This is a genomic window from Corynebacterium massiliense DSM 45435 (assembly GCF_028609805.1).
Taxonomy (GTDB): domain Bacteria; phylum Actinomycetota; class Actinomycetes; order Mycobacteriales; family Mycobacteriaceae; genus Corynebacterium; species Corynebacterium massiliense.
The window spans coordinates 1254718-1279370 of sequence record NZ_CP063189.1; the positions used below are offsets into that span (position 1 = coordinate 1254718).

General features: G+C 64.4%; 24 protein-coding genes and 7 tRNA genes. 6 read left to right on the forward strand and 25 right to left on the reverse strand.

Annotated elements, in window-relative coordinates:
- The 8 genes from secF to CMASS_RS05940 all read right to left on the reverse strand — a co-directional run bounded on the left by secF (nucleotide 1) and on the right by CMASS_RS05940 (nucleotide 8008).
- Nucleotides 1-1284 carry a protein translocase subunit SecF gene (gene secF / locus CMASS_RS05905; protein ID WP_022862092.1) on the reverse strand — a complete coding sequence of 428 codons (1284 nt, stop codon included), beginning with the start codon at nucleotides 1282-1284 and terminating at the stop codon, nucleotides 1-3.
- A gap of 2 nt (nucleotides 1285-1286) precedes the next feature.
- Nucleotides 1287-3146 (reverse strand): protein translocase subunit SecD, encoded by a 1860-nt coding sequence (gene secD / locus CMASS_RS05910; protein ID WP_051126770.1) that lies wholly within the window; start codon nucleotides 3144-3146, stop codon nucleotides 1287-1289.
- A 132-nt stretch (nucleotides 3147-3278) separates the two neighbouring features.
- A complete protein-coding gene (gene yajC / locus CMASS_RS05915; protein WP_022862094.1) occupies nucleotides 3279-3668 on the reverse strand; it encodes a preprotein translocase subunit YajC in 390 nt (129 codons plus the stop codon).
- 70 nt (nucleotides 3669-3738) lie between these two features.
- Nucleotides 3739-4887 carry a Holliday junction branch migration DNA helicase RuvB gene (gene ruvB / locus CMASS_RS05920; protein ID WP_022862095.1) on the reverse strand — a complete coding sequence of 383 codons (1149 nt, stop codon included), beginning with the start codon at nucleotides 4885-4887 and terminating at the stop codon, nucleotides 3739-3741.
- A 26-nt stretch (nucleotides 4888-4913) separates the two neighbouring features.
- Nucleotides 4914-5549, reverse strand: coding sequence for a Holliday junction branch migration protein RuvA (gene ruvA / locus CMASS_RS05925; RefSeq protein ID WP_022862096.1), 636 nt, complete (start codon nucleotides 5547-5549; stop codon nucleotides 4914-4916).
- Between the two features lie 7 nt (nucleotides 5550-5556).
- Nucleotides 5557-6132, reverse strand: a complete 576-nt coding sequence (ruvC, locus tag CMASS_RS05930) for a crossover junction endodeoxyribonuclease RuvC (RefSeq protein ID WP_022862097.1) — start codon at nucleotides 6130-6132, stop codon at nucleotides 5557-5559.
- Nucleotides 6133-6243: 111 nt separating this feature from the next.
- Nucleotides 6244-6996 (reverse strand): YebC/PmpR family DNA-binding transcriptional regulator, encoded by a 753-nt coding sequence (locus tag CMASS_RS05935; protein WP_022862098.1) that lies wholly within the window; start codon nucleotides 6994-6996, stop codon nucleotides 6244-6246.
- Between the two features lie 100 nt (nucleotides 6997-7096).
- Entirely contained in the window at nucleotides 7097-8008 is a 912-nt protein-coding gene (locus CMASS_RS05940) for an acyl-CoA thioesterase (RefSeq protein WP_022862099.1), read from the reverse strand.
- A 252-nt stretch (nucleotides 8009-8260) separates the two neighbouring features.
- Here CMASS_RS05940 and CMASS_RS05945 point away from each other — a divergent pair, with 252 nt between their 5' ends.
- Nucleotides 8261-9631 (forward strand): hypothetical protein, encoded by a 1371-nt coding sequence (locus CMASS_RS05945; RefSeq protein WP_051126771.1) that lies wholly within the window; start codon nucleotides 8261-8263, stop codon nucleotides 9629-9631.
- Here the strand turns inward: CMASS_RS05945 and CMASS_RS05950 are convergent.
- The 16 genes from CMASS_RS05950 to CMASS_RS06025 form a co-directional block, all read right to left on the reverse strand.
- On the reverse strand, nucleotides 9628-10137 hold the full coding sequence (locus CMASS_RS05950; protein WP_051126790.1) for a hypothetical protein: 510 nt from the start codon (nucleotides 10135-10137) through the stop codon (nucleotides 9628-9630). The two genes, CMASS_RS05945 and CMASS_RS05950, sit on opposite strands and share 4 nt — an antisense overlap.
- Before the next feature lie 2 nt (nucleotides 10138-10139).
- Nucleotides 10140-11276 carry a glycosyltransferase family 4 protein gene (locus CMASS_RS05955; RefSeq protein WP_022862102.1) on the reverse strand — a complete coding sequence of 379 codons (1137 nt, stop codon included), beginning with the start codon at nucleotides 11274-11276 and terminating at the stop codon, nucleotides 10140-10142.
- A gap of 85 nt (nucleotides 11277-11361) precedes the next feature.
- Nucleotides 11362-12267 (reverse strand): phosphatidylinositol mannoside acyltransferase, encoded by a 906-nt coding sequence (locus tag CMASS_RS05960; RefSeq protein ID WP_022862103.1) that lies wholly within the window; start codon nucleotides 12265-12267, stop codon nucleotides 11362-11364.
- Complete coding sequence (pgsA, locus tag CMASS_RS05965) at nucleotides 12264-12956, reverse strand: phosphatidylinositol phosphate synthase (RefSeq protein WP_022862104.1); 693 nt, start codon at nucleotides 12954-12956, stop codon at nucleotides 12264-12266. Before pgsA ends, CMASS_RS05960 begins: the two co-directional genes overlap by 4 nt.
- Nucleotides 12949-13518 (reverse strand): HIT family protein, encoded by a 570-nt coding sequence (locus tag CMASS_RS05970; RefSeq protein WP_022862105.1) that lies wholly within the window; start codon nucleotides 13516-13518, stop codon nucleotides 12949-12951. The genes pgsA and CMASS_RS05970 overlap by 8 nt, the downstream gene beginning before the upstream one ends.
- Nucleotides 13502-15565, reverse strand: coding sequence for a threonine--tRNA ligase (thrS, locus tag CMASS_RS05975; RefSeq protein WP_022862106.1), 2064 nt, complete (start codon nucleotides 15563-15565; stop codon nucleotides 13502-13504). Before thrS ends, CMASS_RS05970 begins: the two co-directional genes overlap by 17 nt.
- A 74-nt stretch (nucleotides 15566-15639) precedes the next feature.
- Nucleotides 15640-16956 carry a Dyp-type peroxidase gene (locus CMASS_RS05980; RefSeq protein ID WP_027018467.1) on the reverse strand — a complete coding sequence of 439 codons (1317 nt, stop codon included), beginning with the start codon at nucleotides 16954-16956 and terminating at the stop codon, nucleotides 15640-15642.
- Between the two features lie 21 nt (nucleotides 16957-16977).
- Nucleotides 16978-17646 (reverse strand): copper chaperone PCu(A)C, encoded by a 669-nt coding sequence (locus tag CMASS_RS05985; RefSeq protein ID WP_022862108.1) that lies wholly within the window; start codon nucleotides 17644-17646, stop codon nucleotides 16978-16980.
- Between the two features lie 53 nt (nucleotides 17647-17699).
- The gene (locus CMASS_RS05990) at nucleotides 17700-18353 is read right to left on the reverse strand and encodes a copper resistance CopC family protein (RefSeq protein ID WP_022862109.1); all 654 of its coding nucleotides are present in this window, start codon (nucleotides 18351-18353) and stop codon (nucleotides 17700-17702) included.
- A 188-nt stretch (nucleotides 18354-18541) separates the two neighbouring features.
- The gene (locus tag CMASS_RS05995; RefSeq protein ID WP_051126772.1) at nucleotides 18542-19210 is read right to left on the reverse strand and encodes a hypothetical protein; all 669 of its coding nucleotides are present in this window, start codon (nucleotides 19208-19210) and stop codon (nucleotides 18542-18544) included.
- Between the two features lie 239 nt (nucleotides 19211-19449).
- Nucleotides 19450-19525: transfer RNA gene (locus tag CMASS_RS06000), tRNA-Gly, on the reverse strand.
- A gap of 51 nt (nucleotides 19526-19576) precedes the next feature.
- Nucleotides 19577-19648 (reverse strand) — tRNA-Val (locus CMASS_RS06005).
- Between the two features lie 28 nt (nucleotides 19649-19676).
- Nucleotides 19677-19747, reverse strand: a tRNA-Cys gene (locus CMASS_RS06010).
- 32 nt (nucleotides 19748-19779) lie between these two features.
- Nucleotides 19780-19852 (reverse strand) — tRNA-Gly (locus CMASS_RS06015).
- A gap of 55 nt (nucleotides 19853-19907) precedes the next feature.
- Nucleotides 19908-19979: transfer RNA gene (locus tag CMASS_RS06020), tRNA-Val, on the reverse strand.
- Between the two features lie 33 nt (nucleotides 19980-20012).
- Nucleotides 20013-20085, reverse strand: a tRNA-Gly gene (locus CMASS_RS06025).
- 272 nt (nucleotides 20086-20357) lie between these two features.
- Between CMASS_RS06025 and CMASS_RS06030 the strand changes: the two genes are divergently transcribed.
- From CMASS_RS06030 to msrB, 4 genes are all read left to right on the forward strand, one after another.
- A tRNA-Val gene (locus CMASS_RS06030) sits at nucleotides 20358-20432 on the forward strand.
- 101 nt (nucleotides 20433-20533) lie between these two features.
- Nucleotides 20534-21301: a dihydrofolate reductase family protein gene (locus CMASS_RS06035; protein ID WP_022862111.1), complete on the forward strand. Its 768-nt coding sequence runs from the start codon at nucleotides 20534-20536 to the stop codon at nucleotides 21299-21301.
- 277 nt (nucleotides 21302-21578) lie between these two features.
- Nucleotides 21579-22670 carry a glycosyltransferase family 87 protein gene (locus CMASS_RS06040; protein ID WP_240482733.1) on the forward strand — a complete coding sequence of 364 codons (1092 nt, stop codon included), beginning with the start codon at nucleotides 21579-21581 and terminating at the stop codon, nucleotides 22668-22670.
- On the forward strand, nucleotides 22667-23110 hold the full coding sequence (gene msrB / locus CMASS_RS06045) for a peptide-methionine (R)-S-oxide reductase MsrB (RefSeq protein WP_022862113.1): 444 nt from the start codon (nucleotides 22667-22669) through the stop codon (nucleotides 23108-23110). Before CMASS_RS06040 ends, msrB begins: the two co-directional genes overlap by 4 nt.
- Here msrB and hemQ read toward each other — a convergent pair.
- Nucleotides 23107-23808: a hydrogen peroxide-dependent heme synthase gene (gene hemQ, locus CMASS_RS06050; protein WP_022862114.1), complete on the reverse strand. Its 702-nt coding sequence runs from the start codon at nucleotides 23806-23808 to the stop codon at nucleotides 23107-23109. The two genes, msrB and hemQ, sit on opposite strands and share 4 nt — an antisense overlap.
- 169 nt (nucleotides 23809-23977) lie before the next feature.
- Here hemQ and CMASS_RS06055 point away from each other — a divergent pair, with 169 nt between their 5' ends.
- Nucleotides 23978-24601 (forward strand): DUF3000 domain-containing protein, encoded by a 624-nt coding sequence (locus tag CMASS_RS06055; protein ID WP_051126791.1) that lies wholly within the window; start codon nucleotides 23978-23980, stop codon nucleotides 24599-24601.
- The last annotated feature ends 52 nt before the right edge of the window (nucleotides 24602-24653 follow it).

Sequence of the window (24653 nt, forward strand, 5' to 3'; positions counted from 1 at the left end):
CTATTTCCCAGGCCGCCACGTGGCGTTGTGGCCGCCCTCGGTTCCGGTCTTCGGCGCGCGGGCGGCGCTCGAACCGGTTGCAGGCGTGGTCGCGGAACCGGACCCCGGCGTCACGACGGTGCGCTTGCCGTCCGCGGTGCGCGGCGCAGCGGCCCGTGCCGCATCCGCGTCGTCCGCGTCGACGCTACCGGCCGGACGAGCGTGTGCTGCCGCATCCTCCCCGGCACCGGTGACCGAGGCATCGCTGTCCGCATCGCCATCCGCAGGCTCACCGGCCCGGTAGCGGGCAACGCGCTGGTTGTGGCGCTTGATGTCCTTGCGACGGTTGACGATGGACACCAGCAGTGGCGTAGCCAAAAACAGCGAGGAGAAGATGCCTTCCACAACGCCGATGAGCTGAATGAGCGCCAGATCGCGCAGGGTGCCGATGCCCATCAGCCAGATGGCCACGACGAACAGTGCGATGATCGGCAGCGCGGAAATCACCGAGGTCGAAATGGAACGCATCAGCGTCTGATTCACCGCGAGGTTGGCCTGCTCCGCGTAGGTGTGCTTGCGCTGGCCGGTAATGCCGGCGGTGTTTTCGTTGACCTTGTCGAAGACGATGACGGAGTCGTAGATGGAGAAGGTCAGCACGGTCAAAAGACCAATCACCACGGCCGGAGACACCTCAAGCCCAAACAGGGCGTAGATGCCGGCGATAACGATGCCATCGATAATCAGCGCCAGGATCGCGGCAAACGCCATATCGCGCTGCAAACGCACGGCCACGTACACCGTCGCAGCGACCAGGAACACCAGCATAGCGATGACCATGCGCTTGGTAATTGACGAGCCCCACGACTCGGAAACGGTCGACGAACCGATGGCGTCAGGGCTGGGTTCGCCCTCCGCGTTCTTGGGGTGGTGCTTTTCGTAGATGGCGCTACGCGCCTCATCCACTTGGTCCTGGCTCAGGCGTTCCGAGGTGATCTCGATGGTCTTGGAATCGCCGGAGCCGACGACCTGGACCTTCTCCGGCTCCACGCCGGTGGACTCGCTGAACGTGTCAGCGACGTCGTCGGCAACCTGGCCGGCGGCCGGCACCGTGACGTTGGTACCGCCTTCAAAATCTAGCGACAGGTTGAAGCCGCGGATGCCGATGGCCAGGAAGCTGATGATGAGCAGGCCGATGGTAATCGCGTACCACAACTTCGACCGGCCGATGAAGTCCGTACCGCCCTCGTCGAGGTAGAGGCGGTCAAAGCGCGAGGGCTTGTGGCCCGCAGTAGTCGTTGCGTTCACCGTTATTTCTCCTCTCCCTCAGCGCGGGAAACGGGGGTGGCGAGGCCACCTTCAGCGGGGGCGGGCGCCGCGGTGGCTTTCTCGGATTCGAAGTAGCCGGATTCACGGCGCTCGCGCGCCAGCGCCATGATGCCGCCCAGCCCATTCATGGACGGCTTGGCAAACTTCGGGTTGCGCGCGGCCAGCTGCATGAGCGGCGCCATGAGCAGGAAGGACACGAGCAGGTCGAAGACCGTCGTCAGACCCAGCGTGAAGGCAAAGCCCTTGACCTCGCCGATAGCCAGGAAGTACACGACGACCGCGCCGATGAGCGTGACCGCGTTACCCGTGACGATGGTGGCGCGGGCGCGCTCCCACGCCTTCGTCGCCGCGGAGCGGAAGGTCTTGCCCTTGAGCAGTTCGTCCTTAATGCGCTCGTAGTAGACGACAAACGAGTCGGCGGTAGCGCCGGCACCGATGATGAGGCCGGCGATACCCGACAGATCCAGCGAGTAGCCGATCCACCGGCCCAACAGAACGAGGGCGCCGTAGGTCAGTGCGAGTGCGGCGATGAGCATAGCGATGGCCACCAAGCCCAGCGCGCGGTAGTAGTACAGCGCGTACAGGGCGATGAGCACGAGGCCCACCAAGCCCGCGACGAGGCCCGCATGTAGCGCGGCCTGGCCGAGTGACGGCGGCACGGTCTCCGTGGTGCCGCCAGGCTCGCCGTTTTCACCGGTGAAGGAAAGCGGCAGCGCGCCATAGCGCAGGTTATTCGCCAGCGACTGCGCCTCTTCCTGTGAGAAATCACCCGTAATCGAGGTCGCCGAGCCATACGGGGTAGCGCCCTGAATGACCGGGGCGGAAATGACCGCGGAGTCGAGCGTGACAGCCACCTGATCCTGCAGGTGCTCCTTGGTCAGGTCCGCCCAGGTCTGGGAACCGTTCGGGCCGTCGCCGGTGCGGAAGGAAAAGCCCACTTCCATCTGGCCGGACTGGGAGTTCAGGCCGCCGTTGATGGGCTGGTCCGTATCAATCTCGTTGCCGGTCAGGCGGGTGCCGTTCGGATCGTCGATGCCGTTGAGCAGCGGCGCCGGCTCCAGAATGTAGGGCGTGCCCTCCTTGTAGTCACACGTGGCGAACGGCTTGGCAGGGTCATCGCTACCCGCCAGCGGATCGTTTTCGGCACCCTGGCACTGCAGGAGTGCTGCCGCAGCGGACAGCGTCGTCGGGTCCTCCGACTGGCGGTCCTTGAGCAGCATCTTGGTCACCTCGTCGCGCCGCTCCGTCTGCTCGATGGAGTTCTTCGGCTCCTCCATCGGCTTCGCGGACACGGTCCGCTTGGGCACCTTCGTCGCGTCGCTGCCGGTCTGCTGCGCCATTTGCTCGTTCGCCTGGTTCACAGCGTCGGTGACCCGGCCCAGCGATTCGTTGGCCTCATCCGCGGTAATGACGCCGTACTTGACCCAGCGGTTGGCCATATCCTCCATCTCGGAGTCCAGCTTGGCCATATCCGGCGAGGGCTGCTGCGCCACGGGGCGGAAGAAGAGCTGGGAGGTCTGTCCCACTTCCTGCGCCTGGGCGGCGTCCTCGCCCGGCACGGTGATAACCAGCGTGTTGCCGTTGATGACGACCTCGGAGCCGGATACGCCCATGCCGTTGACGCGCTGCTCCAGGATGTCACGCGCTTGCTTCAGCTGATCCTGGGTGGGTTCTTCACCCTGCGGCACGAGCGTGACGCGGGTGCCGCCCTGCAGGTCGATGCCGAGCTTCGGGGCGGGGGATTTGCTTCCGGTCAGGAAGATAAGCGCCACTACCGCGACGAGCAACGCGGCGAAGATCGCGATCGCTCGTTTGGGCCACGATCGGCTGCGGCTTTTCATTGCGCTACGAGTTGATGCGGACAAGAAAGTTCTCCTGAGTTGGGTGCTACAGGGTGCGCGGACAGTAAGACGCCCCGACCTCGCACAGTCGGGGCCGTCCATCCACGGGGTTATCGTACGTTCTAGTAAAACCTACTCGCTCAACGGGCGGGCAGAACCGTCACCCGCATCCGTGTCGCGCGGGGCATCGCCACGCTCTGCTTCACCGCGGTCCGCGTTCGCGCGGGCGGCAGCCTGCTGGGCGTCGGACCCCAGTGCGGCTTGCCCTTCGGACTCCGGGCGGATGATGCCCATCTTGTCCAGGGTGATCACCACTCCGCGGGCGATCTCCAGATCTACCTCGCCCTGGCGCACCTCGGACACGGCGCCGTGGATGCCGCCGGCGGTGATGACGCGCTGCCCCGGGGCGAGCTGGCTCTGGAACGAAGCGATTTTCTTCTGCTGTTTCTGCTGCTTCCGCACGGTCACGATGGTCGGAATGAGCAGAAGAATGAATACTAGGCCGATCAGTAAGTACTCCATGGCATGCCAGTGTTCCACATTCTTCTGTGTCTTCCTAAAGCAAACCTAAGAAACCGCCTCATAAAAGGCCCTAGAAAAGACCGATCGCGCCTTCCGGCGGGGTAAGCCCGAGGTGCTCCCACGCCGCCGCGGTGGCCACACGCCCCCGCCCGGTGCGGCTGATCATCCCAGCCCGCAAAAGGTAGGGCTCACAGACCTCCTCCACCGTGGAGGACTCTTCCCCCACTGCGACGGCCAGGGTGTTCACACCGACCGGGCCGCCACCGTGGCCATTGATCAGCGCGTCCAACACGGCGCGGTCGAGGCGGTCGAGGCCCATGTGATCCACGTCGAAGACCTCCAGGGCCCCTTGCGCGGCGCTTAAGTCAATGTGCCCGTCGCCGTGGACCTCGGCGTAGTCGCGTACCCGGCGCAGTAGGCGGTTGGCGATGCGCGGCGTACCCCGCGACCGCGAGCCGATTTCCACCGCCGCGTCATGATCAATGGCGACGTCAAGGATCTGCGCGGCGCGCTCAATCACCCGAGTAAGATCCGCGGTGTCGTAATACTCCATCTGCGCGGTAAAACCGAAACGGTCACGCAGCGGGCCGGTCAACATTCCCGCCCGAGTGGTCGCCCCCACCAAGGTGAAGGGCGGGATATCCAGGGGGATGGAGGTAGCGCCTGGCCCCTTGCCCACAATGACGTCGATGCGGAAATCCTCCATCGCCATGTACAGCATTTCCTCGGCAGGCCGGGCAATGCGGTGGATCTCGTCGATGAAAAGAACGTCGCCTTCCATGAGGTTGGACAACATGGCCGCGAGATCGCCGGAGCGTTCCAGAGCCGGTCCAGAGGTCATGCGCAGGCTCGTGCCCAGCTCCTGGGCGATGATCATCGCCATCGTCGTCTTACCCAGACCCGGCGGGCCGGACAGCAGGACGTGATCGGGAGTGACGTCACGCTGCTTCGCCCCGTTGAGCACCAGCGATAGCTGTTCACGGACCTTCGGCTGCCCGATGAACTCGGCGAGGCTGCGCGGGCGTAAGGACTTTTCGATGTCCCTCTCCCCCGTGTGCGCCGCACCGTCCACGTCCGCGTTGTGCCCCGGTGCCGATTCCCCGCCGGCTGCCGAGTGCGGTGCACCGCCCGGCGCTGCTGGCGAGTTCACCCGGCCGGCGCCGGCACCCTCATCCCCGGATCCAGGAAGCTGGAATTCGGTGCGTTCTACATCTGACATCGCCGACTCACCCTCGTTCCTGACTTTTACTTCCGGTTACCAATCTGCGACAACGCCGCACGCAGCAGCGTCGAGGTATCCGCCTCCGGCTGCTCGGCCATGACCGCAGTCACGGCCGCAGACGCTTGTTTTTCAGGGAAACCGAGGCCAACGAGCGCCTCGACCACCTGATCGTTGACCGGGCCCGCCGCAGCGGTGTGGCCTTGCGCGGCGGTCCCGCTCGTGGCCGCGTCGCCCGGGGAGGCATCGGCAGGCGTGGTAAACGCTGCGACCTTGTCTTTGAGCTCAACCACGAGCCGGTCAGCCATGCGCTTTCCCACCCCGGGGATCTTCTGGAGGCGCTTTCCCTCGCTCCCCGCGATGGCATCGGCAAGCTCGCGCGAGCCCATCACGGACAGCGCCGCCAGCGCCAGCTTCGGCCCAAGCCCGGACACGGACTGCAGCTGGAGGAACATATCCCGGTCATCCGTATCGGTGAAGCCGAACAGGGTGATCGCATCCTCTTTGACCGCCATGTGGGTAAGCACGCGCGCTTCTTCGCCGCGGCGGAGCGTACCCAGGGTCGGCGGGGTAGCCAGAACTTTGTAGCCCACCCCGGCACATTCGATGACAGCGTGATCGAGGCCGATGGTGAGGACCTCACCGCGCAGAGATGCAATCATGACTGCCTTAGATTCCTTTCAGTTGAGTAGATCCCCGACCCCGCTGGGCGGCGCGCTCCCGCGAGGCTTGAGCCACCGCCTCTTGCCGCATGATGGCCGGGGCGCGCCAGCAGTGACAGACCGCTAGCGCCAATGCGTCGGCAGCGTCTGCCGGCTTGGGCGCCTCGGTCAGCCCGAGAATGCGTGTGATCATGGCGGTCATCTGCTTTTTATCCGCGCGCCCGTTGCCGGAGATGGCCTTTTTCACCTCGGACGGGGTGTACATATGTACCGGGATGTCACGGTCGGCGGCCGCGAGCACGAGCACCCCCACCGCGTGGGCAGTGTGCATCACGGTGGAAACGTTGCCGCGCTCGAACAGGCGCTCAATGGCCACCACGTCCGGGGAGTAGTCGGCCATCCATTCGCGCACCGCCACGTTCAACCGTTTGAGGCGGTCGGTCAGCTCGGCGCCGCTCGGCGTGCGAACGACCCCCACCGATACTGGGAGAATTGATCTGCCGCGGCCGGCCTGGACAACGGATAAACCGCAGCGCGTGAGCCCGGGGTCGATCCCCATGACGCGCAGCCCGCTAATATCCATCGTCTACCTCCCGGTACCTTTCCACACACATGTTCTATCACACGCGGTAGAAAAATGAGGCGGGGCGTACCCAGCACCGCTGGGGTGAGGTATGCCCTCGCCTCGTACAACCTATTCGGCGAGCTCCGCCTGCACCTCCGGAGAAAGCTCCATGTTGGTGAAGACTTCCTGCACGTCATCGGATTCCTCGAGCGCATCGATGAGCTTGAGGATTTTCCGTGCGTTATCGGCATCCAGGTCGCTCTTGACCGAGGCACGGAAATCCTGCCCGGAGTCCTCGACCTCAATGCCGGCTTCTTCGGCGGCGTCACGGACAGCGCGCACGTCCTGCGGCTGGCAGGTCACCTCGAATACTTCGTCGAGGGCGGTGACTTCCTCGGCACCGGCATCCAGCACAGCCATAAGCACGTCGTCCTCGCTGAGATCGCCCTTCTGCAAAGCGACGTAGCCGACACGGGAGAACATGTAGTTGACCGAACCGGATTCGCCGAGGTTGCCGCCGTGCTTGGTCATCGCGGTGCGCACTTCGGTCGCGGCGCGGTTGCGGTTATCCGTCAGGCACTCAATGAGCATGGCCACACCGTTCGGACCATAGCCCTCGTACATCACCGGCTCGTAGTTGGCGCCGCCGGCCAACTCACCGGAACCGCGCTTGACGGCGCGCTCGATGTTGTCGTTGGGCACCGACGCCTTCTTGGCCTTGCGGATCATGTCATCCAGCGTCGCGTTCGCCGCCGGATCACCGCCGCCGGTACGGGCCGCGACCTCGATGTTCTTTACGAGCTTGGCAAATTCCTTGCCGCGCTTCGCGTCATTCGCAGCTTTTTTGTGCTTGGTGGTCGCCCATTTTGAGTGTCCAGACATATCCGTACACACCCTCCAAATCGCTGTCGGTTGTCGGAGCAATTATACGCACCAGCTCCCGAGAGCTTAATCGCACGCCCACGTCGCGATCGCGGGCGGACTAGCACCGGTCGCGCATCATCGTGTGCTGGGTCACCACCGCGACGAGTTCACCGCTGCGGGTATAGACGCTGCCGATGTTCAAACCGCTACCGCCGCCTGCCACGGGCGAATGCTGCATATACAGCAACCACTCCCCCACGTCGATATCGCCATAGAACCACATCCCGTGATCCAGGCTCGCGATCTGGCGGGTCAATCCGTCGTTCATGTTGTCCGAATGCGGCTTGAGCGCCACATACGGCAGCGTCATGTCCGACATATACGCCAGCAGTTGCCGCTGCAGATATTGCGGAGTGCCCGTCACCCCCGTGCCGTCGAGCACCTGCCCACCCGCTGCCTGATTGCGGAACCACACCCCGCGGCGCGCCCCAGAGAACGAGTCTTCCGGCAGCGGCCGGATGTCCCACTCTTCCCAATCGGACAGCAATACGCCCTGCGTGAACGGCCCGTTGACCGGCTCTAGGTCCTGCGGATCTGCCACCGCCGGCATGGGATCGGCGTGCTCTGGGCCGGTTTGACCGTCCGCGGTGAAGTTGGCGGTCAGCACAAAGACCACCCGCCCATCTTGGGTTACTACAACGCGACGCGAGCTGAAGGTTCCACTGTCGCGCAAGTCTTCCACGTCAGCACGCAAGGGCTTGGTGGAATCACCGGGGCCGATGAAATACCCGTGGAGCGAGAGCACAAGCCGGCTCTTGTCCACCGTCGCGGTCGCCGCGGCCAACGCTTGGCCGACCACCTGGCCGCCGAACGTACGCTCCAGTTGCGAGTCCACTGCCGGCAAAACAAACCCCGCGAGGCCTCCAGATGCCCCGGCCGCAACGGCCTTTTCCTCCCCCTTGCCTTCTGCTGACCGAGTCTCTTCGGCGGACAGCGGAGTAAGGGCAAACAGCTCGTGGGTCGTGGCCATCTCGATCTCCTTCTCGCGGGCTTTCGGACGTAGGACACACGTAGTCCAGGCAGAAAACGAAACACGCCCCGTCGCAAGCACCGATGGGGCTGGGAAATACAACTAGTCTAAAGGAGATAGTGCGTGCTGTGTGTCGCACGTCATACCTCGCAACTGCTCGCCCACTTAACTCTTAGAATGCGCAGGCCATACAAGGTGCGTACACTTTCTCGGCTTGAAGTAAGCCTCCCGGCGGTATGGACCGGCTGGGTTGTGGCTCGGATCATCCTCGCCCTGCTGATCTTGCGCGACTGGTCGGCGCGCAACGACATGCTCTACTACGTGGCGGCAATGACCGGGCACACCGGCAACCCAGCGGATCTGACCGAGTACCCACACGCCGGGATCTGGCCCTTGCACATTCTCGTGGCTATCACCGGCTTCCGCCCAGATGCGTTCTACATCGCCTTCGTGGTGGCATGTTTGCTTTGCGATGCCCTGTTCCTCGCCCTCCTCCTACGAGGCCACCGCGACCGACCGCAGGCCTTCAACGGCGCATGGTTCTGGGTCTTCTTCGGCACGGCGGCCGGACAGATCCTGGTGATGCGCTTAGACCTCTACCCTTCCCTCGCGGTCGCAGGCGCAGTCGCTTTGCTCGCGACCCGACCGGCGGTCTCGGCGGCCTTGCTGTCCTTTGCCACCACGATGAAGCTGTGGCCGGGAGTCCTCGCCGCGGGGCTGGTGGGCCGTATCACCTCGTCGCGGACGTGGATCCGTCTCGTGGCGTTCGGTGTCGCGGGCATCGCCCTATGTGCCGTTACCGCGCTGACCTCGGGCATCGATCGTCTGCTGAGTCCCTTGTCGTACCAGGACGTGCGGGGGCTGCAGATCGAGTCGATTCCGGCGACTCGGGCGATGCTGCGGGCCTTTATCCATCCGGAGGCGTATCAGGTCGGTTACGCGCCCTCGAAGAGTTTTGAAATCGCCGGTCCAGGCACCGACACCGCGATTGAAATCTCGTCATGGCTCATGGTGGCCACCATCGTCTTCGCGCTCGCCTGGGCGGTGTTCCACTTCTTCGCCGGCGGGTGGAACGCCCCGACAACGATGGTGTTCTTCCTCGTCGCGGCTCTTTTGTTGATCGCCTGCAACAAAGTCTTTTCCCCGCAGTACATCGTGTGGATCGGCCCACTTATTGCCGTCATCTTGCGCGAGTACCCACACCCGCGCTTCGCGCAGCCGCACTTAGCTCAGCCGCGCTTCGCGCCGCCGCATTTCGCGCGATCGGCGTCTCCCGCAGACGAAACACCCGCCGGCAGCGCGGCGACGTATTGGCTCATCGTCACCGTCGCCATTCTGGCCGTCATCGCGGCTGGGCTGGGCACCTACGTGTACCCGTTCAATTACGACTTCCTCCACGTCGACCTCGGGCAGAAGGCCGCACCTCTTTTTGCTCTGGCTACCCGCAACGGGCTCATCGTCATCATGACGATCCTCAGCCTCATCGCGCTGTTTACCTCAGCTTTTGCCACGCGCCCGCGGCGAAACGCCCGGCATGCTTCCAGCGCTTCGGCGCACGGCCACGCCGCCGCCCCCGCCCACGCGATGGGTGTGAGCCGGGTGCCCCGGCCAGAAGACAGCTAGTCCGCGGTGGCCCCTGTCCCGCCTGCCAGCCCACCCGGGCGCGGCGGGATCACCGTGTAATCGAAAAATTGCGGCAAACGAGCAGTGCCGCCGAGACGGAACATGCGCACCAGCGGTCGCAGGCGCAAAGCCCGGGTGTCCGCCACCGCCTCGTTGTAGAAGCGCTGGGCGAGCTGGAGGCGGACCTCGGCATCGACAAGCTGGGCCGGCGGCGGTTCGAGGTGGCAACGAGTCACCTCGGTGACCGCGCTTTCGCGCTCAGCTCGGGCGCTGAAGTCGGCCGGATCCAACGCGGTCGCCTCCGCAGCGGAGGCGACTCGTTGCGCGTTCGGATCGCCGGGCAGCAACGCCGCGACCACCGCCGCGCGTCGGTCGAGCACAGCTTGCAGCGACGCGCGCGCCGCGTCGGTGCGGATGTGCAGGCTGTTGAGCCGCTGCGCGGTGAAATAGGCCCACAACGCAAGACACGTGACAGCGACTGCCGCAACTACCGCAACCCACGTCATCATCACGCTTTCACCCGAACCTTCGTGCCGTCTTGAACCGTTTCGTAGACCCGCATGACCTCCGCGGCAACGTGCTGCCAGTCGAACGCCTTCGCGCGGGCGATCCCGGCTTGGGCCAGCTCCTCTCGCTGCTGCGGCGAGGCGATCAGCCCGTCGAGCACGCGCGCGAGCTCCGCTGAATCCCCGTTGCGGAACAGGCGGCCCGCGGGGTTGTCGGCCTCCACGTCACAGACCGCCGCGAACGCCTCCAGATCGCTGGCCACCACCGCGCAGCCTGCGGCCATCGCCTCGACGAGAACGATGCCAAAGCTTTCTCCACCCGTGTTCGGCGCGACGTAGATATCCGCTTCGGCCAAAAGACGGGCCTTGTCCGCGTCACTTACTCGCCCGGCAAAGCGCACCCCCGGGATGGCGCGGGCCCGACCGCCGCCAATGACCGTCACCTCTACGTCACGCCCCACCTGCGAATCCATCAGATCGAGCGCGCGCATGAGCACATCGAGGCCCTTGCGCGGCTCGTCCAAGCGCCCGAGGAAAACGATGCGGACCGGGGTGCGTTCCGGCTCGTCCCCGTGCACACAAGTATCCGCCTGGTGTACCCGGCGTGCCTGCGCATACACGGAGGTGTCCACGCCGTTCGGAATCAGGATCGGGTCGCCGCCAAGCTGTTCGACCTGCCAGCGCCGCGCCAGCTCCGAAACCGCGATCCCTCCCCGGATTTTTTCCAGAAACGGCGTGAGGATCGGCTTAGCCAGGGTGAGTGCGAGCGAATTCGAGGCGGAGGCGTGGTACGTCGCCACCAGCGGGCCGTGGGCTTGGCGGAGGGCGGACATCGAAAAGCTCGGCGAATTCGGCTCATGGATATGCAGCACGTCAAACTGGCCGTCGCGGATGAAAGAACGCACCGCGCGCGCAACGTGCGGGCCCACCGCCAGCCGGGCGACGGAACCGTTGTAGCTAATCGGGATCGATTTTCCGCCGCGGACCACGAAATCGGGAAGCTCGGTCTCCGGGCCAGCCGGCCCGAGCACCCGCACAACATGCCCCTGATCGAGGAAAATGCTGGCTAAGTCCAGGATGTGCGCTTGAACCCCGCCTGGTTCGTCGAAGGAGTAGGGGCACACCAGCCCGATCCGCATACCTGTGCCTCCATGTATCAGTCGTGTGTGCGTTGTGCTTGCCGATGTGGGCAAATCCCGCTGCGGCCCTGTTTACCCTTGCCCGCTAATTGTCGCTGAGTTGGTGGTGCCTCCGGCGTCGCTGGTCGACGTCGGCAGTCCACAATGGCTGCAACATGTGCCAGTCTGCCGGATGCCGGGCGATGTTGGCGGCGAAGTGGTCGGCCATGCGCTGCGTGGTGCGGGCAAGCGTGTCCACCTTCAGCGCCGGGGAGACGCTGGTGCCCCAGGAATCAGAGCCGGGATACCAGAGGTGCACGACGTGCAGCGCGGCGCCGGTTTCGATGGCCAGCTGCGCCGGACCGGCCGCCATCGTGGCCGGCTCGCCGAAAAACGTGACGGGAACACCGGTGCGGGTGAGATCCCGCTCGGCGAGCAACGCGACCGCTCCCCCGCGCTGCACCGTGTCTTTCAGGTGGGCGAACGGCCGGGTCGCCCCTCCCGTGTGGGGGATGACGTCGAAGCCGAGGCTTTCGCGGAAGGCCACGAAGTCGTCGAAAAGGCTTTCCGGCCGCAGTCTTTCGGCCACCGTGGTGAATCCGCCTGCCAAATGCACCAAAAGCACGCCGGCCATGTCCCAGTTCCCGGTGTGCGGCAACGCGAGCACTACTCCCCGCCCGGCGGCGAGGGAGCGCTCCAGGTGCTCGCGGCCTTCCAGGTTCGCCTCCAACTGTGCGATGAGCTGTGGATCGCGGTGAATGGCGGGAAGCCGAAAGGCCTCGCACCAGTAGCGCATGTAGGAGCGCATGCTGTCACGCACCAGCGCGCGGGTGACGTTTTCCGCCCCGACGACGCGGGTGAGGTTCCGGCGCAGCTGTTCTGGGCCGCGGCCATCGGCACTGGCGCGATCCGCGACGCAGCGAAAGAAGCTATGCGCAACCCGTGGCGGGAGCCGATGAACTAGCTGCCATCCAGCGCGGTAGCCCAGCGCCGAGAGTTCCTCCGCGTTCATCGTGACGCGCGCCCCGCAGCTGACTGGGCCGAGGCCGTGCCCTGGGCCGGGACTACAGCGCCCGCGGAGTTTGCTACGACGCGCTGACCGGTGTCCTGCGCGGCGGCTTTCAAGAGCCGCTGGCCCACCGTGAAGATGGATCCGACAGCCAGGATCCACAACGACACCGCGAGGATATTCGGCACCCCGAAGCCTTCGAGTCCCACCCCGACGAGGCCGATGATGAGCCGCTCGGGACGCTCAATGAGCCCGCCGACCATCGTGAAGCCAGAGGCCTCCCCGCGCGCCTTGACGTAGGAAATGACCTGCGAGGTCACCAGCACGATGAGCGCGGCGGCCACCGTCGACGGGTGCGCGTCAACCCGGTAGACCAGGTACCACACGATCGCGGCGAACAGCGCACCGTCGGTGACGCGGTCGCACGAGGCGTCCAACGTCGCGCCGAAGCGCGTGCCGCCGCCGGAGAGGCGTGCCATCGTGCCATCGATCATGTCGAAGGCGGCGAAGACACCGGACAAGATAGCCGCCGCGGCCAGGTGCCCGGTGGGGATAAGGATCACCGCGATGGCGATGGTGCAGGCCGTACCGATGAGCGTGACCGCATTGGGCGACAACCCCATGCGGAGGAAGGACGAGGCAACCGGTTCGACAAAACGCCGTGCGGGTTTCCTTCCATGGACGCTAAGCACCCTCTGCCTCCTCGGTCTCGGTGACTTCCTGCCAGCCTTGTGCCAACAGCCTACGAGTTTCCTCCAGCAACTGCGGCAGAACCTTGGTCTCCCCCAGCACGGTCATGAAGTTACTATCTCCGGCCCAGCGCGGCACCACGTGCATGTGCAGATGGTCTCCCACTGAACCGCCCGAGGCCTTGCCCAAGTTGAAACCGACGTTGATGGCCTCCGGCCGCGACACCTTCTTCAAGGTCTTGACCGCATGCTGGGCAAACTCCATCATCTCGCGGGATTCGTCGGGAGTAAGTTCCTCGAGATTGGCAATCTTGCGGTACGGCACGACCATGAGGTGGCCGGCGTTGTACGGAAACAGGTTGAGCAGGGCGTATACCCGCTCCCCGCGGGCAATGATGAGCCCTTCCGCGTCGCTTTTGCGCGGCGCCTCGAGGAACGGATCCGCGGATGACTTTTGGATATACGCCATCCGGTAGGGAGCCCATAGCCGCGTGAGGCGGTCGGGCTCGCCTGCTCCCCATTCCTCGTAGGAACCGTCGCGCGGCTCGCTAGACTCGCTGGCCAATGTTGTCCTCGTTCGGCTGCTCGTTATGACGCTCTTCCACCCACTGGGCGATGACGTCCACGGCCTTGTCCACCGGGATGCCGTTGGCCTGCGTCCCGTCGAGGAAGCGGAAGGACACCGCGCCCGCCTCCACGTCTCGAGCACCGGCAAGGAGCATGAACGGTGCCTTGCGGCGGGTGTGGTTGCGGATCTTCTTCTGCATGCGGTCGTCCGAGGTGTCGACCTCGGCGCGCACGCCGCGCTCGCGCAGCTTCGCCGTGACCTCCTTTAGGTGCGGGATGCAGTCATCGGCAACCGGGATGCCCACCACCTGGTGCGGCGCCAGCCACGCCGGGAAGGCGCCGGCGTAGTGCTCCAAGAGCACGCCGAAGAAGCGCTCGATGGACCCAAACAGCGCGCGGTGGATCATGATGGGGCGCTGCTTCGAGCCGTCGGGAGCGGTGTACTCAAGCTCGAAGCGCTCCGGCAGGTTGAAGTCGAGCTGCACGGTCGACATCTGCCACGTGCGCCCAATGGCGTCGCGTGCCTGCACGGAAATCTTCGGGCCGTAGAAAGCCGCACCTTCCGGATCCGGTACCAATTTCAGGCCCGACTTGTGGGCCACGCGCTCCAGGATGGACGTAGAGCGCTCCCAGATCGCGTCCGAGCCGACGTACTTGTTCGGGTCACGGGTGGACAGCTCCAGGTAGAAGTCGTCGAGGCCGTAGTCCTGCAGCAGCGAGATGATGAAGTTGAGGACGCTGGTCAGCTCCTCTTCCAGCTGGTCCTCGGTGCAGTAGATGTGAGCGTCGTCCTGAGTGAAACCACGCGCGCGGGTCAAGCCGTGCACCACGCCGGACTTCTCGTAGCGGTAGACGGTACCGAACTCGAACAGGCGCAGCGGCAGCTCGCGGTAGGAGCGCCCCCGGGAGGCGAAGATGAGGTTGTGCATCGGGCAGTTCATCGGCTTGGCGTAGTAATCCTGCGCCGGCTTGGTCACATTGCCCTCGGCGTCGGTCTCACCATCCAGCTGCATCGGCGGGAACATGCCGTCGGCGTAGAAGTCGAGGTGACCCGACTTCTGGAACAGGTCGCCCTTGGTGATGTGCGGGGTGTTGACGAAGGAGTACCCGGCCGCGACGTGCCGGCGGCGGGAGTGCTCTTCCATCTCCAGGCGCACCATGGCTCCGTCCGGGTGGAATACCGGGAAGCCCGAGCCGATTTCATCGGGGAAGCTGAACAAGTCGAGCTCCGCACCGAGGCGGCGGTGGTCGCGCTTTTCGGCCTCCTCAATCATCTTGTCGTAGGCCGCGAGCGCGTCCTTGGACTCCCAGGCGGTGCCGTACACGCGCTGCAGGTCAGCCTTGGACTGGTCGCCGCGCCAGTACGCGGCGGACGCGCGGGTCAGCGAGAATGCCGGGATGAACTTCGTGGTCGGCACGTGCGGGCCGCGGCAGAGATCGAACCATTCGACGTCGCCGGTGCGCGGGTTCACGTTGTCGTAGTGCGTCAGATCGCCGGCGCCCACCTCGGTGGCCTCGTCCGAGTCCGGATCGACGTTGCCCTTGTCATCGATAAGCTCGAGCTTGAACGGCTCGTGCCCCAGGGCTTCGCGCGCGCTTTCGGGAGAGTCATAGACGCCGCGCTCGAAGCGCTGGCCCTGTTTGATGATCTTCTTCATGCGCTTTTCGATGGCCTTGAGCGCCTCCGGCGTGAACGGCTCTTCCGTCTGGAAGTCGTAGTAGAAGCCGTTATCAATCGCCGGGCCGATGCCCAGCTTGGTGCCGGGGAATTCGCGCTGCACGGCCTGCGCGAGAACGTGCGCGCACGAGTGGCGGATGACCGCCCGGCCGTCCTCCTCGCACGCGGCGACCGGGGTGAAGGTCACATCCTCGGCCGGGACGTGGGAGAGGTCCTTCAGCTCCCCCGCAGCGTCGCGGACGACGACCACTGCCTCCGGGCCCTTGCTCGGAAGGTCCAGCTCTTTGAGAGCCTTGCCCACGGGCGTGCCCGCCGGGACGGTGAACGACTGGTAGTTAACAGGTACTGCCGGGATAGCTTCCGCCATGACGTGTGCGCTCCTTTGCGCTCGTGCGGCTGCGGCATACCTGGCCGCACCCGCGGGTTACTTTTTACCGCCCGTCATCTTAGCGCCCCGATCAACGATTCAGCCCAGAAGGTGTCCCGTTTCCCGCCGTCCTTCGCGGCCTGCGTACCGGGTGGCAGCACGTAGACCGCCGAGCCGATATGGGTGATCCACTCGTTGAGGAAGTCCGCCTCGTCCAGACGCGACTGGATAGGTTCGAACTGCTTGGTGGGGTCTTTCTGATACGCCAAAAAGATGAGCCCGGAATTGGACAACTGATCCGGCGTGTGCGGATCCGGCGGCAAGTCATAGTTGTACGCGCGGCGCAGGATGCGCTGCTCTGGATGATCCTTGGGCGGCTGCGCCCGGGCAATGTGGCTGTTGCGGTCTACTGCCGGGAGCCCGTATTTGTCGCGTTTGTCAAAGTCGACCGGGGTGAACTCGTCGCCACCGCTGAGCGGCGCGCCCTCGGGAAGATCTCGCCCGATGGCGGTTTCGCGCGTAGGGCGGTCGGCCTCCTCCCAGGTCTCCATGTTCATGCGGATGCGGCGCGCCACCAGCGCGGTTCCCCCGCGTTGCCACTGCGGGCCGTCATCAATCCACACCTGCTGCGCAAAATCTTCGGAGGTGCGCGGATTGACCGTGCCGTCCTTTTGCCCAAACAGGTTGCGGGGCGTCTGTTTTTCCGCCCGCAGACCGGGCGTGTTCTGGAACCCCTGCTGAAGCCACACCACGTGCGCATAGCGGCTGCCCGAACGCACCATGTGGCGCAGCGCGTGAGCAGCGGTCAGCTTGTCGTCGCAACAGATCTGCAGCACGAGGTCCGTCTGCCCCCACTGCGGGTCCAACTTATCGCGGTCGAAGTGCTTGATGTCCCGCAGCCAGTCCGGCTTTTCTTTTTCCAGGCCGAGTTTGGCAAACAGCGGTTCACCGAAACCGCAGGAAATGGTGAGGTTCGCCGGGGCATCGGCAAGCTCCGGCTCTAGGCTGCCGCGCGGGCTTTCGCCCGTGCACAACGCCCGCGCATCGGTCGTCCACAGGCGCATGAGGTTGACGAACTGCCGGGGGCTGACGTCGTCGTTGAGGTCGAAGGCAACGAGGTTCAGCGAGGATTGGACCGGGGTGGAAACGCCGGCCTGGTGCTCGCCGTCGAAAGGTTCTATCTGGTCCGCAAGCGGGGCGGACGTGTCCGACTCCTGACGGCCGGCGTCCTGGCCGGCATCGGCCCCGTCATTTCCTTTGGCGTCGCTGGAGCTTGGCGATGCCACCATTGACGCCCCCGCGCGCTGTGGCGACGTCAATCCCGCTGCCCAGCCAGCGGCGGACGCGCCCGCCACACCGGTGAGAAACCCGCGCCGCGAAAAGTCAGTCATAGCCGCGTTGTCCTCCCGCACCTAGTGGTGGCTGTGGGCGTGTCCGGACCCGGACTCCGCGGTGTCGCCCTCGCGTCCCGCGTGATCCGCATGATCCGAGTGCTCCGAGTGGTCCGAGTGGCCGGGTTGACCGCTGTCCTCGAGGTCGTCGTAGCCTTCGGCACCTGCGCCCATCGTGCGCACCGGGATGGGGTCAAGCTTTACCTCACCAGCGGAGGTCTCAAGGGTGACATCGACGTCCTCCCCCGGTTCCAGCGCATGCCCGAGCTCCATGAGCATGAAGTGGGTCCCACCCGGCTCCAGGGTGGTCTCCCCGTGGGCGGGAACGACCAGCGGTTCATCCATTTCGCGCATGGTGCCGTCGACGACCTCGTGAATCTGGTTCATCTGGGCATCCGCCGAGGAGGAAAAGCCAGTCACCTCCACGTCTTTGTCCGAGTGATTCACCAGCGTGCCGAAGATGGACGCCATGTCGTCGTCTCCTTCCGTGGCACGAACCACGGCGTTATCAAAAGACACGGAACCATCAGTTGCCACCTCAGAGGCGGTATCGACCTTGTCGTCTGACGCGTTTTCGTTAGGCGGCGTGCAGGCGGTCAGCCCCGCGCACAGCAGGACACCGGTGAGGCCACCGGCGACAACGCGGCGGTGCAAGGAGGTCTTCGGGAAGAAACGGGATGAACGAGTCATGAAAGTGCAGTCTTCTTCTGTGTTCAGATGAGGGTGGGTAAATTTTTCCGGGCTTATGCGCGGTCTTCTGGGTGCGCCGGACGCTCCGGGCGCTCCGAGTGCACGTCGCGAGCCGCCCGCTGCTTACCCAGAAGCAGCACGACGACGGCGCCGGCGGCCAGGATCGCGCCGACGCCCACGATCCACGGCAGGGCGGAGTTCGTGGACTCCGCGGCATCCGCGTCCTCGTTGGCATCCGCCGCACTGTTTTCGCCGGCGCTCCTATCAGCCGTGGCAGAACCATCGGCCGTATCACCTTCGCCGGAGCCTTCCACCGCGAATGACACGCCGCCGCGGGTGGCGTGGCCGTCAGAGGAGGTGATCTGGTAGCCGACCTGGTATTCACCGTCGCCTGGGTGGACGTCATCCGGGGTATCGATGGTCAGGTTGCGGCCATCGATAGTCGGCTCGGCATCGAAAAGCGTCTCGCCGCTGCCCTTGTCCTGGACCGCGAAAGTGTTGAAGCCATCGCGCGGGATGGCGGAAAACTCGAGAGTGATGGTGTCCGGGAACTCGTCGTAGGTCTTACCCTCCTCGACGCTGCCGCCCACGACCACGTCGTGCGCGCTGGCCAGCGGGGCGGCCACGCTTGCCGTGCCCAGAGCGCCGAGAAAAGCGCAGGCGGTGGCGGCTACTGAGCGCCGGAAACGGTTCCGAGTTAAAGCCATCTGTTGCTCCCTTTCGAGACAGATCGAGAAATTCGAGACATTGCAAGTATCCCGCGCCGAACGCCCCTTCGTCTACGAAAAGTGAACGATAGGTGGAAATTACGTTAACTGCGGGCTTCGGGTTACTAGTCGCAAAGGATGAATATATAGTTCCCGGCACCGACGCAGTAATCGCGTGATGTGGCTAACTACAGCGAGCCGCGGAGGGCATCCGCCAGCCCCTCGATGCCGTCAATCCCGTCGATCTGTCCGGTCGCGCCATCGTCCGCGCCCCCGTTAAAAGCTGCCCGAACATCGTCAGTCAGCTGCTCCTTCCCGCCATTGGTGTGGGCGGCAACCGTGAAATCTTGGCCGAAGGACGCGCTGGCATGCAGGCTGTGGTCGTTGGACCAGCCCCACTTCGTACCGATAACGCCGGGCAGCTCGGACGTACCGAAATCTTGCCCGTAGCCATCCGCGGCCACCGGCGCGGCGGTGGCCAACGCCTGCAGAAGGGGATCCCCGACGCCGTGCGCGTTCTTCCGCTCCTCTAGAAACCGGGCGGCGTCGTACGTTGAGGTCGCGGCAGTCCCCCAGTAGTTGCCGTCATCGTGCGTATCGGCGAGGCCGTAGGCCTGTGCGGTCGCGGTAATGGATTCCGGGTGTGCCGCATACAGCTCGTCTGCGATCCCATCGTCCGAAACGCGGAGCATGTGCAGCGCCTTGAGTTTTTCCTCCTCGTTGCCATGGGCCAGGACGTAGTCCGCGATGTAAAGCTTGACGATGGACAAGCCTGGCCGGGACTCGTGCTCATTGGCAGTGCCCGCGTGGAAGCCGGTGGCGGAGTTGTGGAAGGAAATGCTGGTGCGATCAGGCACGGAATCGACGTCTCCTACTTCTGGGGTCGCGGCGGCCGCTGACTGCGCGAAAAGCGCGCCTGGCGCGCTCGCGAGAACACAGATAAGCGGCGCCCACTTACGCCGAGCGGTAAAGACGTGCACGTATTTCTCCCTACGGTTGCATCATGCCGCTTCTTAACGGCCGTACAGCGACACCATATAGGACTTTCAGGTGCAGACACGAAGAAACCCGCCGTGCGATTCGCACGACGGGTAAGTGGAGCGGATGACGAGACTCGAACTCGCGACCCTCACCTTGGCAAGGTGATGCGCTACCAACTGCGCTACATCCGCACTGCCTATATGTTTAACATCTAGGCCTCAGTCCTCAAAATGAGAACCTCGTGCGCGATACTGGGATTGAACCAGTGACCTCTTCCGTGTCAGGGAAGCGCTCTCCCACTGAGCTAATCGCGCCTAAGTCGACTCGTCGACTCTAGTTTTGAGGTGGAAACGGGAATCGAACCCGTGTGCACGGTTTTGCAGACCGTTGCCTCACCACTCGGCCATTCCACCGTGGCGATACCGCCTCAGGCACAAAGTACCAGAGCGGATGACGAGACTCGAACTCGCGACCCTCACCTTGGCAAGGTGATGCGCTACCAACTGCGCTACATCCGCATCGCCCAACCACTACTGTGTCGGGCATGAGCCCTTGAGGAACCCAAGAACTCTGTGCGCGATACTGGGATTGAACCAGTGACCTCTTCCGTGTCAGGGAAGCGCTCTCCCACTGAGCTAATCGCGCCCAAAAGTGTTTTCCACATAAAGGGAAACACCGAGCGGATGACGAGACTCGAACTCGCGACCCTCACCTTGGCAAGGTGATGCGCTACCAACTGCGCTACATCCGCATCGCACTGCGCTACGCGGAAGCATGTGCTGCTTCATCGCTTGTCGCGGTGCGAGTAGAAACATTATCCCGTCATGCCATAAGACACCAAATCCCCCGCTCAACCGGCATTCCTGACGCTGAGGCAATGCGGTAAAACACCTACGGAATTACAGCCGTGACATCTCGGCTACCCGGCACCCACCGTCCCACTCTTCACAGTCGCCGAAAACGGCCGCTGACCCGCCGATTCGTCGATGCCGCTCGGGACATGCTAGGTTAATTCTCCGTTACGGTCCCATGGCTCAGTGGAAGAGCGTTCCGTTCACACCGGAAAGGTCGCTGGTTCGATCCCAGCTGGGACCACCACTTTTATTTGCCGGCTCCCCGCCGCGCAGGGGTTCGCACAAGCACTGTGGGCGAACCCCTGCGCGGCGGGGAGTTTCGCGTTTTCTCTACCCTGGGCGCCTATGACTGACTCCCCCTTCGACACTTGGCCTACCGCCCAGGATCTTCTCGGACCAGACCTGGCGGCACATGAAAGCACCACCGATACCCCCTGGGTGCGCATGATCGCCGCGATGACAGCAACCGGATCTGCAACGGTCGACGGCACGTCGGGTTCGCTGGGAAACGATGTGGATTCCGAGCTCCTGCTCGCCGTGCGGGCATGGTCGGACGCTGTCGTCGTCACCGCCGCGACCGTGACGCAGGAAGGCTACGGCCCGGTCGAGCCCACCGACACCCGCCCCAATCCGCCAGCGCTGGCAATTGTGACGCGCAGCCTGGACATCAGCCCTGACTGCCCGGCCATCAGCGATGCGACGACCCCCACGTTGGTTGTTTGCCCCGGCGCGGATGTGAGCGAGCCCAAGTTGCGGGACAAGGCGCAGGCGCTTGGCGATGCCGGGGCCGTCGTCCTTACCGCCGAGCCGGGACCGGCGGGCATCGTCAATGCCCTGCAGTCCCGCGGGATGCGAAAGCTTAGCCTGGAAGGCGGGCCCAGTTTGTATTCGCAGTTTGTGGCCGCAGGGCTGGTCGATGAGTTCTACCTCACGATGGATCCCACCGTGACTGCGGCGGTGCCCACCCCGTTGGTGAAAGACCCCGATGCCAATTCGGATGCACGCTCCGGTGGCGCCTCCGCGAGCGCAGTGCCCAACGAAGCATTCGACCTAACCGGCGTGCACCCATGCCCGGATTCGGTCGTGTTCCTGCACTACGTGCGCCGCCGTTGAATTAAGGTAAACGGCCGTGAAAGCAGGTTTTTTAGATACGGTTTGGACTGCTCCTTCGCCAGCTGTCGGGGCGGAGCCCGCTTGTGGCTCCGCGCAGGCGAGCGATTCCCCGCGCCCCAGCGACTCGCCGCTCCCCAGCGGCGTTCGTCATACGGGCTCCCGTCGTACCGCTAGCCGCTGGGTCAAGGCCGCGTGGCCGATAGCCATCCTGCTCATCATCCACCGCTTAGTTGTGGTGGCTTTTCCTGCGCATCGCACCACGGATGACTTTTCTCCCGTGTACCGTTCTCTGCGCGCTTTCCTCGCGGGCGAGCCGATCTACGACCAGGACTATTCCCTGGTCGTGCCGCACTACCTGTATAACCCCGGCGCAACGCTGTTGCTGTCCCCGCTCGGCGCGATTGGGCATGCAGGCCTTGCGCGCTTGTTGTTCGTAGCGGCGAATATCGGCGCGGTGTGCCTTGCACTCGCGCTCCTGTGCCGGCTCACAGGGCGTCGCCTGTCCGGCCCGGTCTTTCCCGTAGCGATCGCGCTCGCTCTGGCCACCGAGGCGGTGACCAACACCGTCTCGTTCGGCAATATCAACGGCGTGTTGCTTTTGGCCCTCACGGTCTTTTTGTGGGCTCTGGTTCGCGCTCACAATGATCGGGCTCATGCAGCGGCGTCCCGGCCGTGGCTGGGGTGGGTCGCCGGAGCGGTCCTAGGGCTGGCTATTACCGTCAAGCCGCAGTTCGCCCCGCTCGTCGTTCTTCCTATCTGCTTGTTGCACTGGCGGCCTGTTCTCCCCGCGGTGGGTATCCCGGTGGCCCTCAACGCCGTTGCGTGGCCGCTGGTGACGGATCCGGACAATTTCACTGGCAAACTCCTGCCGTATTTGTCCCAAACGCGTGACTTTGCCAACTCGTCCCTTCCGGGTGTGGCGGCCTATTTCGGCTGGCCCAACTGGCTGACGGCAAGCCTATGGGCGGTGTTCGCGCTCCTGGCAGTCGTCGGGTTCGTCTTCTTGCTGCGGCGCCGCCACACGGACGTGGTGTCGTGGGCACTGACATCGGCAAGCCTCATCTTACTGACGGTGATGTTTTTGTCCTCGCTGGGCCAGCAGTACTACTCGCAATGGCTCTTCCCGCTTCTTTTCACGGCTTTCCTGCCCCGGACGGTCATGGTTTCTACTGGCGCGTTGATAGGCACGGCACTGTGCCTGTTCCCTGCTGGGTGGGCGACGTCGCTGGCTCCCCTGTGGGGCCGCTGGGCCGGCACGTTCATAGGGACCGTCGGCTGGGCACTCTTGCTGTGCGCGATAAGCGGTGCCGCGCTGGGCTGGTTCGCCGCTGAGAGATCGCAGAAGCCGGCCGTAGAATCGCGAGCATGACTGATAAAGACACCAACGGATACGACTTCAACCTCATCGCCGATTCCGAGTGGAAGGACCGGCTCACCGCCGACGAGTACCACGTGCTGCGGGAGGCAGGCACCGAACCACCGCATGTTGGCGAATACACCAACACCACCACGGAAGGCGTGTACCACTGCAAGGCCTGCGGGGCGGAGCTATTCCGCTCGCAGGAAAAATTCGCCAGCTCGTGCGGCTGGCCGTCGTTTTACTCCCCGAAAGACCTCGACACCGTCATCGAGCGGGAGGATCGCTCGCTCGGCATGGTGCGCACCGAGGTGCTGTGCGCGCGCTGCGGCTCGCACTTGGGGCACGTCTTCGCCGGCGAGGGCTACGACACTCCCACCGACCTGCGCTACTGCATTAACTCCATCGCGTTAAAGCTGGAGGAAAAGCCGGCGGGAGATGCGAACGCCTAAGGCAGGATCTGGATGAGTTCTTCCACGTCCTTGACGCGCCGGCCCGTGTGGAACGGGATCTCTTCACGCACGTGCATGCGTGCCTCGGTGTAGCGCATGACGTACATCAAGTCGACGATGCGATCGAGACTCGGCGCCTCAAAGGCGAGGATCCACTCGTAGTCACCCAGCGCGAATGCCGGCACCGTGTTGGCGCGCACGTCCGCGTAGTCGTGCGCGGCCATCCCGTGCTCGGCCAGGATGCGGCGGCGCTTCTTTTCGTCCATGACGTACCAGTCGTAGGAGCGCACGAACGGGTACACCGAAATCCATTCACCCGGTTCCTCCCCCATGATGAACGACGGCAGGTGGGATTTATTGAACTCCGCCGGGCGGTGGAGGGCGTTTCCTACCCACGTGACTTCACTGGCCTGGCCGAGCGCGGTCTCGCGGCGGAAGTCCGCGAAGGCGCGCTGCAGATCCTCAAACTGTTCGGCGTGCCACCAAATCATGAAATCGGCGGAATCACGCATACCGGACAAATCGTAGATGCCGCGGACGACAACCTTCCCGGCTTCTTCCAAGCCGGCGAAGAAGCGGCGTGTTTCTTCCACGATCTCGCCCCGCTCGGCCCCCAGAGCCCCGGGAACCACCTTAAAGACTGCGTGCTGGGAGTACCGCTGCATCTTGTTGAGCTTTTCAAAGTCGAGTTTCGCCACGGCGAACCACGCTCCTTTGCATCACATCGTTTGCTACACACACTTTGCGGCACCAACCCTAGCCCGCTATCAACCATTAGTTGGATACCGCACCGAGCACTGATTGTACGCACCCCGGCGTGCCTCCCCCGCACGGGGCGACGGAACTTATAGCTTGAAGCGCGTGAGCATTTCCGAGATCAATTCGCAGGTGTCCGACCAGGCCGACGACGCCGCGCAGGAGGCCCCTACGCCCGCGGAGTTCACGCAGGCCGTCGAGTCGATGCACTCCGCGCGCTTGCGTGACGAGTTAACGCTCGGCACAATCCGCCCCCCGCAGCGCCTCGCCCCCTATTCCCACGCCATTGGCATCGAGGTCGGAGACAACGATCCCGGCGACATCGTGCCCACCGATACCGAAGGCGACGCCTTCGGCCGGCTCATCCTTTTGCATGATCCACGGGCGGAAGAATCCTGGGACGGCGCAATGCGCCTGGTGGCCTACATCCAGGCCGATATGGACGATTCCGTGGCGAGCGATCCACTGCTTCCCGATGTCGCGTGGGAGTGGCTCACCGAGGAGCTCGCCGCCACGTCCGCCACGCACACCAACTTGGGCGGCACGGTTACGTCCACCGCCTCGGTGCGCTACGGCGAGATCGGCGGCCCGCCGCGCAACCACCAGCTGGAAATGCGGGCCTCCTGGACTGCCGACGGCATCGACTTAGCTCCTCACGTGGAAGCTTTTGCGGCTGTGGTCGCCCACGTCGCGGGCCTGCCCCCGGAGGGCGTCACCGAACTCGGGTCCAGGTAGAATCTCCGGGCCATACTTGGACTGTGCAGCCCACGCGGACGCGAACTTGTGC

Coding starts and splice junctions, on each gene's coding strand:
- CMASS_RS05990 (WP_022862109.1), bottom strand. CDS start 18,353: ATGGCTTTAACTCGGAACCGTTTCCGGCGCTCAGTAGCCGCCACCGCC.
- CMASS_RS05955 (WP_022862102.1), bottom strand. CDS start 11,276: ATGCGGATCGGGCTGGTGTGCCCCTACTCCTTCGACGAACCAGGCGGG.
- CMASS_RS05950 (WP_051126790.1), bottom strand. CDS start 10,137: ATGACGTGGGTTGCGGTAGTTGCGGCAGTCGCTGTCACGTGTCTTGCG.
- CMASS_RS05985 (WP_022862108.1), bottom strand. CDS start 17,646: ATGACTCGTTCATCCCGTTTCTTCCCGAAGACCTCCTTGCACCGCCGC.
- msrB (WP_022862113.1), top strand. CDS start 22,667: ATGACTGATAAAGACACCAACGGATACGACTTCAACCTCATCGCCGAT.
- ruvB (WP_022862095.1), bottom strand. CDS start 4,887: ATGTCAGATGTAGAACGCACCGAATTCCAGCTTCCTGGATCCGGGGAT.
- yajC (WP_022862094.1), bottom strand. CDS start 3,668: ATGGAGTACTTACTGATCGGCCTAGTATTCATTCTTCTGCTCATTCCG.
- ruvC (WP_022862097.1), bottom strand. CDS start 6,132: ATGGATATTAGCGGGCTGCGCGTCATGGGGATCGACCCCGGGCTCACG.
- CMASS_RS05940 (WP_022862099.1), bottom strand. CDS start 8,008: ATGGCCACGACCCACGAGCTGTTTGCCCTTACTCCGCTGTCCGCCGAA.
- ruvA (WP_022862096.1), bottom strand. CDS start 5,549: ATGATTGCATCTCTGCGCGGTGAGGTCCTCACCATCGGCCTCGATCAC.
- CMASS_RS05935 (WP_022862098.1), bottom strand. CDS start 6,996: ATGTCTGGACACTCAAAATGGGCGACCACCAAGCACAAAAAAGCTGCG.
- CMASS_RS05960 (WP_022862103.1), bottom strand. CDS start 12,267: ATGAACGCGGAGGAACTCTCGGCGCTGGGCTACCGCGCTGGATGGCAG.
- thrS (WP_022862106.1), bottom strand. CDS start 15,565: ATGGCGGAAGCTATCCCGGCAGTACCTGTTAACTACCAGTCGTTCACC.
- CMASS_RS05980 (WP_027018467.1), bottom strand. CDS start 16,956: ATGACTGACTTTTCGCGGCGCGGGTTTCTCACCGGTGTGGCGGGCGCG.
- secD (WP_051126770.1), bottom strand. CDS start 3,146: ATGAAAAGCCGCAGCCGATCGTGGCCCAAACGAGCGATCGCGATCTTC.
- CMASS_RS06035 (WP_022862111.1), top strand. CDS start 20,534: ATGACTGACTCCCCCTTCGACACTTGGCCTACCGCCCAGGATCTTCTC.